8 protein-coding genes are annotated in these 15,794 nt (G+C 59.0%); 7 read left to right on the top strand and 1 reads right to left on the bottom strand.

Annotated features, from left to right (window positions below; translation table 11 throughout):
- The first annotated feature begins 1,799 nt into the window (after positions 1 to 1,799).
- Positions 1,800 to 4,559, top strand: a complete 2,760-nt coding sequence (locus K359_RS0132530; RefSeq protein WP_029083069.1) for a PAS domain-containing protein — start codon at positions 1,800 to 1,802, stop codon at positions 4,557 to 4,559.
- On the opposite strand, the gene K359_RS59275 is transcribed toward K359_RS0132530, so the two are convergent.
- Entirely contained in the window at positions 4,506 to 4,823 is a 318-nt protein-coding gene (locus K359_RS59275; RefSeq protein ID WP_245284793.1) for a response regulator transcription factor, read from the bottom strand. The genes K359_RS0132530 and K359_RS59275 overlap by 54 nt on opposite strands.
- Before the next feature lie 400 nt (positions 4,824 to 5,223).
- Here K359_RS59275 and K359_RS0132525 point away from each other — a divergent pair, with 400 nt between their 5' ends.
- From K359_RS0132525 to K359_RS0132505, 6 genes are all read left to right on the top strand, one after another.
- On the top strand, positions 5,224 to 5,859 hold the full coding sequence (locus tag K359_RS0132525) for a response regulator transcription factor (RefSeq protein WP_029083068.1): 636 nt from the start codon (positions 5,224 to 5,226) through the stop codon (positions 5,857 to 5,859).
- A gap of 315 nt (positions 5,860 to 6,174) precedes the next feature.
- Positions 6,175 to 11,652: a trifunctional serine/threonine-protein kinase/ATP-binding protein/sensor histidine kinase gene (locus K359_RS0132520; protein ID WP_029083067.1), complete on the top strand. Its 5,478-nt coding sequence runs from the start codon at positions 6,175 to 6,177 to the stop codon at positions 11,650 to 11,652.
- 342 nt (positions 11,653 to 11,994) lie between these two features.
- Positions 11,995 to 12,705, top strand: coding sequence for an AraC family transcriptional regulator (locus K359_RS66280; protein ID WP_156928769.1), 711 nt, complete (start codon positions 11,995 to 11,997; stop codon positions 12,703 to 12,705).
- Between the two features lie 151 nt (positions 12,706 to 12,856).
- The gene (locus K359_RS0132515; protein ID WP_029083066.1) at positions 12,857 to 13,597 is read left to right on the top strand and encodes a (Fe-S)-binding protein; all 741 of its coding nucleotides are present in this window, start codon (positions 12,857 to 12,859) and stop codon (positions 13,595 to 13,597) included.
- 23 nt (positions 13,598 to 13,620) lie between these two features.
- Positions 13,621 to 15,141: a lactate utilization protein B gene (locus K359_RS0132510; protein WP_371261212.1), complete on the top strand. Its 1,521-nt coding sequence runs from the start codon at positions 13,621 to 13,623 to the stop codon at positions 15,139 to 15,141.
- Positions 15,138 to 15,749 carry an LUD domain-containing protein gene (locus tag K359_RS0132505; RefSeq protein ID WP_029083064.1) on the top strand — a complete coding sequence of 204 codons (612 nt, stop codon included), beginning with the start codon at positions 15,138 to 15,140 and terminating at the stop codon, positions 15,747 to 15,749. The genes K359_RS0132510 and K359_RS0132505 overlap by 4 nt, the downstream gene beginning before the upstream one ends.
- Positions 15,750 to 15,794 lie beyond the last annotated feature (45 nt).

Raw genomic sequence — 15,794 nt, 5'->3', positions numbered from 1 at the left:
GGACGCTGGCAGAGGGCCGATGAAACCGAGAACTAAGCGGGCGGGCTCAAAAGCGAACTAGGTCGGGGCGAGTAACGTCGTCTCAGTTGGCGGTCTCTTTCATGACAGCCTTTGCCCGCGCGGCGCATGGCCTTCCCCGCCCGTCAAATGATCTTCGATGTTATCGGCGATCTCCTGGCAGACCGACGCCAACGCAAGCAGTTCAGTTTTAACGAGGGGATCGTCGGCCTGCTGGACAAGTTTCCGACAGGTGGCCGCTTGATCCCAAAGATAGTCAAGTCAATCATGTATGCCGAACACTGTACCGTTGGGCCTGGAGCGGTCACAATCCATGGTGGAGCTTTCATTAGAACGCCGAATGCGTGAAGCTGATGCAGGTTCGCAATCTGACGACACCGCCAAATTTGATTTTAGTTCGTGCTCCAATCTTTGCAGTCATTGCGAACGAGGAGAGCTAGTTAAGGTCACTCAGTTGGACGGAACTGAGGCGGGCTCTCTAAACAGAATTTGATGACTTCGGCTTGCGAACCCACATCAGCACCGTTCCAAACGTAGGTCGGTCTGGTATCGTTGTCGCGTACCGGGTTCCCTCTCGCCGCTGGAGAGTTTTGGTGCTGATGAGACGACGCGCGTAATGGCGCTTGCGGCCTTCACTGCATCCCTTCCCGCGGCTGGGCCTTTCTTTGGGTCAACGATGGCAGTCCAATCTGAATACGCTTGTTGAAGGTTTCAGCGTCTTGGGCGTCCACGTTCAGTATTGGATGCTGATAGCCGCTCTGATTACTGCGATCGCCGTGGTCTCCGGTTTGCGGGAGCGCTAGGATTTGTCTTTGCGCTACTAAATGTCTCCTCATGAATTTAGCCATCTCAGTGAGACTATCCGATCGGCGCCCGTCTCGAAAATTCGTGGTCGTCGGAGGGAGGCACAGCTTCGCCTGCGAGGGCGAAGCTGCTGAGTAAGACAGTGCTCGAAAACCGGGCCACGCCGTCGGTCAGTCTTCGGATAAGCGCACCCTGTTACTGGTAGGCCGGGGTCAGCCGCTCGGCCTTTACGCGCCGCTTCACTGGCGGGGCTACTGCGCGGCGGGTCCGTCAACCGCGCGGTTTGCTGTGAGTCGGGAGTGATCGGAGCCCACTCCTGCTTTCAGTTATCAAACTGTCAGCTTTATCGATGCCTTTCGATCGTGTCCGCTTGGCAACCACCGCCTGGCTAGCGTGAAGAGCGGAGCCCGTTGGGGAGGCTGGCTATGCGCGGCACGATTTGCGGCGCTCGCAATCGCTCAAACACGATGTGAAAACGATCCCATCGTGAAGGCAGGAGCGTTGCGAGCTTAACTCGCTCCGCAGAGGGGCTGGGCCTCGTTGTGGTACAAACGACGACGGCAGCGTGGCATTACCTGCTATCCAATCAGGTAGCACTCATCGCCGTGCGTCGATTTCACATCATCACGACCAACGTAGTCAGGCTGGCCACAAGCCAAGCCGGCTTGGCCGATTGCGTGTCGTTCCAGCGCGACGGCTCTCTCGCCGTCCGACACACTCGGGCGAGGTCGACCGACGGCTGGCAATTCTCAGGCGATGCAGTAAGATTTCCGCAGGGCGGACGGCGGCCGCGGTGTGTGGCGCCCCTAAGGCCTTCTTCTGCCGAAATCAAGTCGGAAGATCAACGCCAGAGCTGACAGATGGTGCCGAGTTCGATGAACGCCGCGTACTCGGACCGCGGCTCTCAGGAGGTTTTTCCGGTAAGATTGCCTGACGCAATGTATCCAGAGCGAAAGAGTTAGCCATAGGGTCGGTCGATGCACAAAACCCGAAAGCGGAAGATTACTGTCGACGTTAATGAAGGCAAGAACGCCGAAGAACAGTCCAAATTCGTGGCACAGCTGCAAGCCACCCTAAATGTGATTCCGGCGTATGCCTGGTACGCGGCTCCGTCCGGCGGGCTCACCTTCGTAAATCGGCGAACTGCGGACTACCTTGGTCTTCCCAATGACCATCCCTTACGTTTCGGCATCGACATTGGCGCACAGTGGGACGCCCATATCCCGCTGTTGCATCCCGACGAGCGCGAAGAATCGCGCAAGGCCTGGTCAACCTGTCTGCGCATGGGCGAGGCGGCTGAGTTTAGTCAGCGAGTTCGCAACGCTCAAGGAGACTACCGTTGGTTCCTCAGCCGCGTCGAACCGCTCAGGGCAACCGATGGGACTCTGCTGCAGTGGGTCGGGGTGAACGTGGATATTGAAGAGCTTAAGCGCGCAGAGCAAGCCGTTCGGGAAAGCGAATACAAGCTCCGCCAAATCATCGATACGGTGCCGGGCCTTCTCTGGTCGGCGGGGCCCGATGGTGAACCGACCCATGTCAGTCAGCGCCTTTTGGATTACAGCGGCATGCGACTTGAGGATTTTAAGCATGGTGGTTGGAAGGCATTCGTCCACCCGGCGGACTTTCCAGAAACCGCCAAGGCTTTCTATCACGCAATTCAGACCGGAGCATCGTACCAGGCTGTGCACCGCCTGCGTGGGGCGGCGGACGGCAAATATCGTTGGCACCATGCTCGCAGTGAGCCGCTGCGCGACCGAGAGGGGCGGATTGTACAGTGGTACGGCTTCTCTGTTGACGTCGATGAAGCCAAGAAGGCCGAAGATCGCCTACGCCGCAGTGAAGCCCATCTAGCTGAAGCACAGAGGCTGAGCCACACCGGTGCGTCAACGTACAACGCGTCGACAATTCTCTATTGGTCCGAGGAGACCTATCGAATTTTTGGGTTTGATCCGCTTGACGGCCTCCCAAGCCGCGAAGCGGTGTGGCAACGGATCCACTCGGATGACCGAAACCGGGTGCGCGCGGAGGTTGAGAACGCGCAGAACGGAAAAGGAGGCTTTTCGAGCGAATTCAGAATCGTACTACCCGACGGAACGACCAAATACATCGAATCGATTCGCAAACCCGTGTTCTCCACAAATGGGGAGCTGGTCGAGGTGGTCGCCACACAGATCGACGTGACGGAGCGCAAGCGGGCCGGAGAAGCATTGCGGGAGAGCGAGGGGAAGTTCCGCGACTACGCCGAGACCGCCTCGGATTGGTTTTGGGAAATCGGCCCGGACTACAAATTCACGCAGCTGACCGAGAATGCGTTTGGCGCACCCGCGGCCCACCGACTCGGCACGGCGTGGTGGGATCACGCTTACGACCTTGAAACGGAACCCGAGAAGTGGCGGCTTGTCTGGGCAACCCTCGATTCACGTAAACCGTTCCGCGACTTCGTATATCGCGGGTTGAGCGGCAACGGCTCTCCGATGTACGTGAGGGTCAGCGGCAAGCCAATGTTTGACGCAAACGGAGAATTCCGTGGCTATCGAGGTACCGGTACAGACGTGACAGCAATCATGCACGCCCAGGAGGCGCTGCGTGAAAGCGAGCGAAGTGCACGTTCAGCAATTGATGGGATAGCCGGTCTGCTTGCGGTCTTGGCCCCGAACGGTGAACTCGAAACCGCCAACCGCCAACTCTTCGAGTATTTTGGCCGATCGCTGGAATGGCTAAAGAACTGGGGAACAAGCGATGTGGTGCATCCTGAAGACCTTCCCCATGTTCTTGAACTTGTTAAGAGAGGGATAGCCTCGGGGATTCCCTTCAACTTCGAACTTCGCCTACGGCGCTTCGACGGCGAATATCGGTGGTTTGAAAACCGCCACGTTCCAGTTCGCGATGACTCCGGACGCATCGCGCGCTGGTACCTCCTCCTGACAGACATTGAGGATCGCACCCAAGCGCTGGCGCGATTGGAGCAGATGCAATCGGATTTCGCCCACATGAATCGCGTGAGCATGATGGGAGAATTGGCCGCCTCGCTGTCTCACGAAATTACGCAACCGATCGCCAGCGCCCGCAACAACGCCCGTGCGGCCCAGAATTTTCTGGACATGCAGCCTCCGGATTTGGGCGAGGTCAGGGATGCCCTTAGCTGCGTTGTGGGCGATACCGATCGCGCTGGAGACATGATCGTCCGGATCCGTGAGCAGATTAAGAAGGCGCCTCCGCGAAAAGAGCAATTTGATCTCAATGCGGCAATCAAAGAAGTGATTGTATTGGGGCGAAGCGCAATCATCAACAATGGCGTCTCGGTTCAGACCCAGCTTTCTGAAGGGTTGGTTCCCATTCACGGCGATCGTGTTCAATTGCAGCAGGTGGTCCTGAATCTGCTTCTAAACGCGATCGAAGCGATGGGTTCGCGAGAGGCAGGGGCACGCGAGTTGTTGATCAGCACCGAGCAAGACAGCGCAGGCGTCCTCGTAACAGTGCGCGATTCCGGGCCCGGCATCGATCCGTCGCATCTTGAGCGCGTGTTCGATGCATTTTACACCACGAAGTCCAGCGGCATGGGTATGGGGCTATCGATTTGCCGGTCTATCATCGACGCCCATGGCGGGCGGCTCTGGGCAGAGGCGAATGAACCTCGCGGTGCGATATTTCAACTCACCTTGCCGAGCGCGGAAGCGAAATCATCAGTTGCCAGGCCGTTCACGAGACTGGAGCGCCGCATGAAGACATCGCTTTAGATGCTTCTCGTCGAGCGGCTTTCGAAGGTAACCAATGACGCCATAATTCAGCGCGCGGGTCCGGACGTCATCGTCAGCATAGGCTGTAACGAGAATTGTCGGAATCGTGTGACCCGAGTCCATGAGGTGTCTGTGGAGCTCGACGCCGGTCATCACCGGCATGTTAACGTCAGCAATCAAGCAGGCAGTCTCACCAAGACGAGGGGAGGCGAGGAAGTCCGCTGCCGATGCAAAGGCCTCAACCCTGTAGCCCAGTGATCTCATGAGCCTTCTCATTGACTCGCGAAAGAACTGATCATCTTCGACGACCGAGACCAACGACCGTTTCGGCATACGGCCTCCAGCAGCACGTTCAATTATGTCATACAGGCGTTCCGAAGATAGTGCCGCGGCCGCATGAGACTTGCAGACCCCAACCTGCGCCAAAGTGCGCCGCCGGGCAATCTCAACCTCCCTAAACCTTGGTGTATGCCGGCTTGCTGACTGAGCAAATCATCCCCACAATAACGACCGGGTGGTTTCACCGCCTAAATCTTGGTCTATGCTGCCCCTGCGGGGCGAACCGGGCCTATTCACGTTCGCGGATTGGGATTAGGCTCGTCGCCACTGGCCGATCTTAGCGAATGGAGACTTAGGCTCACTTTGGCAGGCTCGAGCGGCAGCTATGCTTGACGCAACTTCAACTGTCCTAGTCATCGACGACGACGTCGATCTTCGCAACTCGCTCGGGCGCCTGTTGCGATCCGTCGGATTGAATTCCAAGCTATTTGCGTCCATTTCCGAGTTTCTCGGATCTGAAGCGCCGACGGGGCCTAGTTGCCTGGTGCTGGACGTGAGGTTGCCCGGGCAAAGCGGTCTTGAATTCCAGCGCGAGCTCGCCGCGGCGGGCAGAGAGCTACCAATCATTTTCATAACCGGGCACGGCGATATTCCGATGTCGGTGCAAGCCATGAAGGGTGGCGCGATTGAGTTCCTCACGAAGCCAATACGGGATCAGGAGCTTCTTGACGCAATTCAGTTCGGCCTGACGCGCGATCGTGTCCGTCGAGAAAATGAAAGCGCTACGGCCGACCTCAGAAGGCGTTTCGGGACGCTAAGTCCAAGGGAGCGAGTAATCATGATTCAGGTCGCGCGGGGGCGCCTTAGCAAGCAGATCGCCGGCGATATCGGCATTGCCGAAACGACGGTGAAGGTCCATCGCAGCAGGGCGATGCGGAAGATGAACGCGCATTCGCTTCCCGAGTTCGGCCAAATGGCGGCCAGGCTCAACCTGGTGCCTGAGAAATCGCAACGCTCCTAGCCAGCCGAATTGTTCACCTTCAACGCCAAAGCCTGTCGTCACCGGATCACCGATCAGCCGAATCCCCCGGAGTGCTTACGATCCTGTTCGGTTCACCGAACTGCCCGAAGTAGGGACGATGGCGCGCGATCCTCTTCGCGCCCTGCCTAAACCAAGATTTAGCTAGCGCAAGCATATCCACATAGCGTCTTACTGCCGCGCAGCGATTGCCCCACGAAGACGGTCGACGAAGAGGGGGTCGCAATGCGCTGCGCATTGGGGCTTAAACCTTGTTTTCGAGGTAGGGCTCAGCAGCCCCACGCCGGAAATCGGATAATGAGCCCTCATTTGCTGAACGCGCCGTTTCGGGGTGGCAGCCGTTCGGATTCTTGGGAAGACGGCGAGCTCCTGTTCAGCCGAGGTTGGCGCGAGAACACTGATGGCAGCCGGCAGGCCGTGCTGCTTGTTCTGCCGGCCACAGAACATCCGACACCCGCTAGCCTCGATCGCTTGGCTCACGAATACGCATTGCGGGACATGCTGGACCCGGCATGGGCAGTGAAGCCTCTGGCTCTTGAGCGCGAAGGCGGGCGCACCACGCTGTTACTCAACGATGGGGGAGGCCAGCCGCTGGCTAGATTTCTCGGAGCTCCATTGGAGATCGGAGTCTTCTTGCGTTTGGCTGCCAGCATCACTTCAGCGCTGGGCAAGGTTCATCAGCATGGGCTAGTCCACAAGGACATTAAGCCCGCCCATATTCTGATGATGGATGGAGGCACGGAGGTACGGCTCACCGGGTTTGGCCTGGCCTCGCGCTTATCCCGCGAGCACCATGCGCCAGAGCCCCCGGATGTCATCGCGGGGACCCTCGCCTATATGGCGCCAGAGCAGACCGGTCGCATGAACCGCGCGACCGATTCCCGCAGCGATTTGTACGCGCTTGGCGTCACTCTTTACGAATTGATGACGGGCACATTGCCCTTCACGACCTCAGATCCGATTGAGCTGATTCACTGTCACATCGCACGCGAGCCAGCGCCACCAAACGCGCTTGCGCCTCGCGCGCCGGAGCAGGTCTCTTCAATTGTGATGAAGCTGCTCGCCAAGGCCGCGGAAGACCGATACCAGACCGCTGCCGGCCTAGAGGCCGACCTGCGGACATGTCTTTCCGCGCTTGAAGAGACCGGCCGGATCGAGCCATTCCCGCTTGCGGCGAGCGATGCGCCGGATCGCCTCTTTATACCGGAGCGCATTTACGGACGCGAATGTCAGGTAGCGACTCTGCTGACGGCCTTCGACCGAGTGGCCAGCGGCGGCGAAACGCAGGTCGTGCTTGTGTCAGGCTATTCCGGGATCGGCAAATCGTCGGTAGTCAACGAGCTGCACAAGGTGATCGTCCTTCCGCGTGGCATCTTCATCTCCGGCAAGTTTGATCAACGCAGCCGCGACATCCCCTACGCAACTGTGGCGGAGGCATTCCAGGGACTGATCCGCCAAATCCTGAATGGAAAATCGGACGAAATCGCGCGTTGGCGTGATGGCATTCTCGAGGCGATCGGGGCCAACGGTCGTCTGCTCACCGACTTGATTCCTGAGCTGATACGGATGATCGGTCCCCAGCCAGACTTGCCTGATCTCGCACCGTTCGATGCCCAACTTCGCATCCAGGACGTACTCCAGCGCTTCGTGGGCGTGTTCGCGCAGCGGGAGCATCCTCTACTGATCTTCATCGATGATCTCCAGTGGCTCGATCCGGCGACGCTCGCCTTCATTGAGCAACTCGCGACCGATCCGGACATCGGCCATTTGCTGCTCATTGGGGCCTACCGGGACACCGAAGTCGGCCTGGACCACATGCTTTTTCGCGCGATGGCCGCCATTCGCCAAGCGGGAACGCTCGTCGAAGAAATCGCGCTGGGCCCGATCGCGCTCGCGGATATTACCCAGCTCGTTGCCGATACGCTGCGCTGTCCGCCGACGCGTGCCCTTAATCTCGCCGGCCTTATCTACCGCAAGACGGGTGGAAATCCGTTCTTTGCCGTGCAGTTCCTGACCAATCTTGCCGAAGAGGCCCTCATTAGACGCGAACCGAAGACTCACGCCTGGACCTGGGACCTTGAGGGAATTGGCGCCAAAGGATTCACCGACAACCTGGTTGATCTCATGGTCGGACGGCTGAGGCGCCTGCCGTCGAGCGCCCAGGACGCGCTGAAGCTGCTGGCGTGCCTTGGCAGCAATGCCGAGATCGCAATGCTGGAGCTGGTACTTGGCGCATCCAAGTGCGAACTCAATGAAAGCCTGCGTGTGGCGGTCCACGCCGGAATCATCGTCTCGCGTGGGGGGCACTACCGGTTTCTTCACGATCGCGTCCAGGAGGCCGCCTATGCGCTCATACCCGACGCCCGGCGGCCAGCGCTTCACCTCCAAGCGGGACGACGGTTGCTGGCCGAATTGACGGATGATGAGGTCGCTGAACGGATTTTCGACGTCGTCAACCAGCTGAACCTGGGAGTCACTGCTTGCAGCGATCCGGACGAGAAGGCGCGTATAGCTTGGGTCAATCTCCAGGCCGGATTACGGGCAAAAGCGTCCGCAGCTTACGCGTCTGCCTGCAGCTACTTCGCCTCTGGCCTTGCGACGCTCGGCGACCAAGGTTGGGACCAGGCCTACGAGCTTGCGTACAAGCTGTTGCTCGAAAATGCTGAATGCGAACTGCTTCACGCGAATTTGGCAGTGTCCGCCGAACTTATCGAATTGCTGCTCGCGAACGCGCGAACCAAGACCGATCGCACGGAGGGCTTCAGGCTCAGGATCACGCTTCAGCTGCTCCATGGTGACATGGCGTTGGCCGTTCGCACGGCGCTCGAGTGCCTGAAGATGTTCGAGATGACGTTTCCCGAACGCCCGACCGCCGAGGATGTTCGCGAGGAATACCACGATCTGCAGCGCCGGATCGGATCTCGACCGATCGAGAGCCTCATTGATCTTCCGCTGATGGAGGATCCTGAAATCCGCGCCCTCAGCAGCGTATTGCTGACCCTCGGCCAGTCTTCCTACTTCGTCGACCACCATCTCTATGGCATCATTACCTGCCGGATGATCAAGCTATCGATCGACTTCGGACATAGTGCATCCGGCATCATCGGATACAGCGGCCTGGGGATCATCCTCGGTCCCGCGTTCGGCCGCTTCGAAGACGGCGAGCGGTTTGCGCGGGTGGCAGTGGCGGTTACCGAGCGGCACGACTTCCTGGCGCATCGGCCCGCCGCTTACGTCCTCTTGCAGATGACAACTCTTTGGACGCGCACAATCGATGAAGCGCTGGCATGCCTTGACGCTGCGGACAAAGCCGCGTCAGAGACGGGTGAGGTCGTGTTTGCCTGCCTAAGTGCCGAGCACCGCATCACAAACTTGTTGGCCCGTGGCGATCATCTTGACCTGATCTGGCCGGAGTCAATCAACTCCCTGACCTTCGTCCGAAAGAAAGGATATGCGCATATCATCGATATCCTACTTGCGGTTCAACACTATATAGCGACGCTAAGAGGCGATACATCGAACGACGGCCGGATCAGCGATAAAGCGACCCTGCTGCGAACAGGTATCCCAGTCGTCCAGTGCTTTTATTGGATTCTCCAGCTTCAGCTCCGCTATCTGATGGGGGATCCAGTGGCCGCCCTCGAAGCCGCAGAAAACGCCAAACCGTCGCTATGGTCGGCGCGATACCACATCCAGGCAGGTACCTTTCAGTTCTATCATACATTGGCGCTCGCGGCGGTCATTCGAATTGCACCTACTTCGGAGCCAAACACACTCCGCGAGAACCTTAAAGAAGGCTTCACCGCGCTCCAAACGCTCGCCGACATTGCACCGCGCATCTACGCACACAAGCGTGACCTTGCCGTCGCGGAGTTCGCGGGTCTGGAAGGTCGTGACCTCGAGGCCATGCGCCTCTATGAGCAGGCCGTTCGCTCCGCCTTGGAAAAGAGCTTCATCCAGGACGCAGCTCTTGGCGCCGAGCTCGCAGCCAACTTCTTTGCCAGTCGTGGGCTAGAGAAAATAGCCAAGAGCTACCAATGCGAGGCACGGGACTATTACCGCCGTTGGGGCGCATTGGGCAAGGTCGTCCAGTTCGACCGGCACCACCCGGAAACCGCGCCAAAAGTCTCCCAGCCGCATTTCGCGACCGTCGAAACGTCGCTCGACCAGCTCGACCTTGCAACCGTCATCCGCATGTCCCACGCCGTAGCGGGCACGCTTTTATTGGACAGGCTGATAGAGACTCTCATGACGATCGCGATCGAGCATGCCGGCGCCGACCGTGGCCTTCTTGTCCTTCCGCACGGCGATGACTTGCGGGTCGAGGCCGAGGCAAAGAGCGCAGCGAAAACTGTCAGCGTCAGGCTTGTTGGCGGAGACGCCCCGGCGCCTGGCCTGCCGGCGACGGTCCTCGCGCACGTCCGCCGGACCCTTCAGCCTGTCATCCTCGACGACGCACGAGCCAAGACGCCGTTCTCGTCCGATGGCTACCTACGCCGTAATCGCGTGCGCTCGGTGCTCTGCCTTCCCCTGGTAAAGCAGGGCAAATTGTCCGGAATTTTTTATCTCGAGAACAGCCTGGCGTCTCACGTATTCACTCCGGCAAAGATAGCCGTGCTGATGGTCCTCTCGTCCCAGGCGGCGATCTCGCTCGAGAATACCCGATTGTATAACGATCTTGCGGAGCGCGAAGCGAGAATTCGTCGACTGGTGGACGCAAACATCATAGGAATCGCGATCGGAAACCTTGATGGTCTCATCCGAGAGGCCAACGACGCCTTTCTCCGTACCGTAGGCTATGATCGCGACGATCTGGTAACCGGCCGGCTGCTTTGGACGGATCTCAGGCCGTCCGAACCGCTTGATAGCAATGCACGGCGAGGAATCCCGGACTTAGGGATGACGGGAACATTGCAGCCGTACGAAGATGAGTTCGTGCGCAAGGATGGACGCCGGGTGCCGGTCCTAGTTGGAGGCGCGTTGTTCCAGGACGGGGGTGCTGAGTGTGTCGTATTCATGCTCGATTTGACAGCGAGCAAGCGAGCGGAGCGAGCGCTGCGCGAACTGGAGTCAGATCTCGCGCACATGAATCGCTTGAGCATGATGGGGGAGCTGGCGGCTTCGTTAGCTCACGAGCTTAAACAGCCGATTGGCAGCGCGCGCAATAACGCGCGAGCTGCACTGAATTTCTTAAAGAAGCGTTTGCCAGACCTTGGCGAGGTCAAGGAAGCCCTCGACTGTGTGGTTGGCGATGCCGATCGAACCGCAGACATTATCGATCGTCTTCGAGATCACATCAAGAAGGCCCCTCCGCGAAGGGATTGGTTCGATCTCAACAACGCAATCGACGAAATCGTCGTGCTGGCGCACAGCGCCTTGAGCAAGAATGAGGTCACGGTCCAAACGCGGCTGAGGGATGGCCTGTCACCCGTGAGGGGCGATCGCGTTCAGCTGCAACAAGTTGTGCTGAATTTGATCTTGAACGCGGTCGAAGCAATGGGCTCGGTTGAAGCAGGAGAGAGAGAGCTACTGATCACAACCGAGCCAAGCGAGACAAATGGTACCCTCGTTGCGGTGAAAGATTCCGGCCCGGGAATTGATCCAGATCAGCTCGATCGTGTTTTTGAGGCGTTCTACACAACGAAATCCAGTGGGTTAGGAATGGGGCTCTCGATCTGCCGGTCCATCATCAAAGCGCATGGAGGCCGGCTGTGGGCTGCCCCAAACGAACCTCGTGGCGCCCTATTTCAATTCACGTTGCCCACCCCGGAATAGGATCCATGAAAGTTGCGCGCGGAGTGTCAGACTCAATGCATCTGCCAAACCATACTGGCAGATAATCGCTAGTTGCCGTCGTTAGGCATAAACGGGGCACGGCAACAGGTAGACCATTCGATCGTTGAAACGCGCCGCGGCCGCAAAACTCAGCGTTGTCCGTTTCGGTCGCCTCAAGAATTCAGCTTAGTAAACCAGAGCGTACTCGCGAGCTACCTGCGGGTAATTTATTGCAGCGCCCGAAAGCACCACAATGGGTCCTACACAGCGGTGTGCGGTCGATATGCGCTCGCGCTCCGTCTGATTCAGGGGGCCTATGGTGTCTACAAGGTGGAGCGGAGCATGAGAGCCGTTGCTCGTGAATTAGCAGAAACCCGTCAAAACAATATACCGGACTCGTCGTCTGCAGCCGTTCTACCGTTCCACTATCTGGCAAACAGCCTGGTTCAGCTTCTTGAGACGGCGCGGCGTGAACTCGACTGCGATCGGGAAGCGGCGAAGGCCTCGCTGGCCGCGGCATCATGCATTCTGCGGTCGGAGATTGAACGTCACTCGGGAGCCAACGGCTCGAGGCCGGCAGCATTAGCCGGTTGGCAGATGGTGCGCGTGCGCGCATTCATCGAGGAGAACCTACACAGCAGTATCAGCGCGAGGGATCTCAGTGCTGTAGCTCAGCGGAGCCAGGCGCACTTCTCGCGTTCATTCAAACGAGCCTTCGGAGAACCGCCGCATGCCTACGTCGTTAAACGGCGGCTCGCGAGAGCCTGTCAATTGATGGTAACGAGCACGGAAACTCTAACCAAAATTGCTTTGAGCGTCGGTTTCTCGGACCAGGCGCATTTGTGCAGGCTTTTCCGGCAAGCTTTTGGTCAGAGCCCGTCGATTTGGCGACGCGAACACCAGTTTCCGCGGGAAATTTCGAGAGTGGGGGTGGGAAAGAATGCTCGATCATCGCACGCTAGGATGATCCGACCAATAAGAACGGAGCAGCAGTTGCCTGATTATGGTGCGAAGCGCTCGCTCCTTCCAAGGGCGCAACACTGTCCCGAGTAGCTAACAAACTCTTGGGGCGCTTGCTTGAAACTTGTCGCGCACCAGCGTGAGGCGAACGGTTACACGCTCCTCAGCTACAGCGTCTTCAGAGGAAAGCTGGGAACAACCGCCGGACACTGCTGATCGCGGTTGTGAATTCAAGGAGATACCAATGCGAATCGGGCTTTTCATCCCCTGTTACATTGATGCCTTTTTTCCAAAAGTCGGCATCGCGACGCTCGAACTGCTGGAGCGGTTCGGCCACGATGTCCACTACCCACGCGATCAGACCTGCTGCGGCCAGCCAATGGCCAATAGTGGTTTCGACGCCGAATGCGCTGATACCGAGGCGCTGTTTGTGCGAAACTTCTCAAGTTTCGACTACATCGTCTCACCGTCCGGCAGTTGCGTTCACCATGTGCGGGACAATTTCGCGATAGAGCAGACCGACGAGGTCAAGGAGGTGTGCTCGCGGACTTTCGAGCTGGTCGAATTCCTGCATGACATAGAGAACGTCGACGCGTTCCCTTGGGCCAAATTTCCGCATCGAGTCGGCCTGCACAACAGTTGCGGCACGCTGCGCCGGCTCAAACATGCGCTTCCTTCCGAGTTGCGCGAGCCGTTCTTCTCCAAACCCATCAACCTGCTTTCGAAAGTTGAAGGAATCGAGTTCGCGCGGCCGGCGCGCCCGGACGAATGCTGCGGCTTCGGCGGCACCTTTTCGGTGTTCGAGGAGGTCGTTTCCACCAAGATGGGCTACGACAAGGTCAGCGACCATGCGCAGGCCGGCGCTGAATACATCGTCTCAGCCGACAGCTCGTGTCTGATGCATCAGCGTGGCTGCGCCGAGCGCATTGGCGTTCCGATGAAGTTCATTCACATCGCCGAAATCCTGAACGGAGCGGGCGCATGAGTACAACACGCGAGCAAGCCGCTATGTTGCATTCCGACCTGCGGGCTGAGGCCGACCCCGATGCTATCATCCGCGACGGCCGCCGCCTTGATCACGCCGAAGGAACGTCGAAGCCGCTGCGGCCGGCTCCCGAGCCGCAGCCGCGGGGTGCCAAGGTCCGCGGCAACCGACCGATCGACCAGGCGGAGGCTGCCGCGCGCTTTATCGCTGCTACCGAGCACGAGAAGATGCATGACGAGCGGCTCTGGGATCTACGGCAAAAGCGTGACCGCGAGATGCATGGCATTCCCGAATGGGAGGAACTTAGGTCGCTCGCTTCAGCGATCAAGGAACACACGCTTACCCATTTGGACGAGTATCTCGGCCAGTTCGAGGCCAATGCGCGATCGAACGGTATCCACGTGCATTGGGCACGCGACGCCGCCGAACACAACAAGATTGTACACAGTATCCTGCGCGACCACGGTGCGAAGTCGTTGATCAAAAGCAAGTCGATGCTGACCGAGGAGTGCGGCTTTCGGCATTACATGGCTTCCGTCGGGATCGAAGTCATCGAGACCGATCTCGGAGAGCGCATTCAGCAGCTTGACAACGAGGATCCGAGCCATGTCGTCGTACCGGCCGTGCACAAGCTGCGCACCGATGTCGCGGAGGTATTCTCGCGTACGATTGGCACCGACCCCGGCAATAGTGACGTCCACTATCTGGCGGAAGCACAACGGGAGGCCACTCGCCCACTGATCCTCAACGCCGACGCGGGCATGACGGGGGGCAATTTTGTTGTCGCCGAGACCGGGACATTCGTCATCTGCACCAATGAGGGCAATGCCGATCTATCGGCCAACGTACCGAAGTTGCACATCGCCTCGATTGGGATCGAGAAGATCATTCCGCGCTTGGAGCACCTGGCGGTGCTCGTCCGCCTCCTGTCGCGCAGCGCGCTCGGGTCGCCGATGACCCAGTACACCTCCCATTTCCGCGGACCTCGGGCGGGTGGCGAGATGCATGTGGTGCTCGTTGACAACGGCCGGTCGGAGCGCCTCGGCCTGGAGGAGTTCTGGACATCCCTGAAGTGCATCCGTTGTGGCGCCTGTATGAACACGTGTCCGGTCTATCGCCGCAGCGGGGGTCTGAGCTACGGCGCCACCTATTCCGGCCCGATCGGGCTCATCATCGATCCGACCTTCAACGCGCGGAAATACAGCAACCTGCCATTCGCTTCCTCGCTTAACGGCAGTTGCACCAATGTCTGCCCGGTGAAGATCAACATCCACGAGCAGATATATGCATGGCGGCGTGTTCTTGTGAATCAGCATGAGGTACCGCTTATCAAAAAGGCCGCCATGAAGGCTGCCGGCGCTGTGTTGTCCCGGCCCGCGGCCTACCGCGCCGCGGTTGCCTCGGCCGAAACGGCGCTCGCCCATCTGCCGCGCTTTGTCATCTACAACGGCCTGAACGCCTGGGGTAAGCACCGCGAAGTGCCGCATCCGGCCCAGCAAACGTTCCACAACTGGTATCAGGCGAGTCGAGGATCGAAGCCATGAGCAGCCGCGACGACATCCTGGCTTCGATCCGAGCCAATCTGCCACGCTTGGACCGGCCGCTGCCTGACGTCCCCCTCTTTGACAGCGACCCACCGGCTTCGCTCCTGTCTGCATTCAAGGACAATCTGCATCGCATGGGCGGCGTATTCCTCGATCCGCCAGCCACCGGCGATATCCTGGCGCCGGTACGGACAAGGATCGCGGATGCGAAAGTCGTATGCTCTACCGTGCCGGAGATCGGGGGCAACCGGCAGATCGCTGACGTCGGTGCGTCACGGGATCTCGCGGATATCGATTTTGCCATCGTCCGGGCATCGTTCGCCGTCGCGGAGACCGGCTCCGTCCTGCTGAGCGATGCCGACCTCCGCGTCAACGGCGTAGCCTACCTAGCGCAACACCTGATCGTGCTCCTCGATCCCGCCGACATCGTCGTCAATCTGCACCACGCCTATTGCCGACCCGAATTCCGCGACAGGCACTATGCCAGCTTCCATACCGGCCCGTCCGCGACAGCGGATATCGAGGGTGTGCTGATCCACGGCGCGCAGGGCGTGCGCTCGCTTTCAGTCCTGCCGGTTGCGCGAGCATCAGGCAACTCGATCCGCTGAAGCGGACCAGAGGTTTGCCGACAGATCGCCGCCGGAGAAGGACGA

The sequence above is a fragment of the Bradyrhizobium sp. th-b2 genome (assembly GCF_000426785.1).
GTDB classification, from domain to species: Bacteria; Pseudomonadota; Alphaproteobacteria; order Rhizobiales; family Xanthobacteraceae; genus Bradyrhizobium; species Bradyrhizobium septentrionale.
This window is presented reverse-complemented; position numbering and strand designations above follow the sequence as displayed.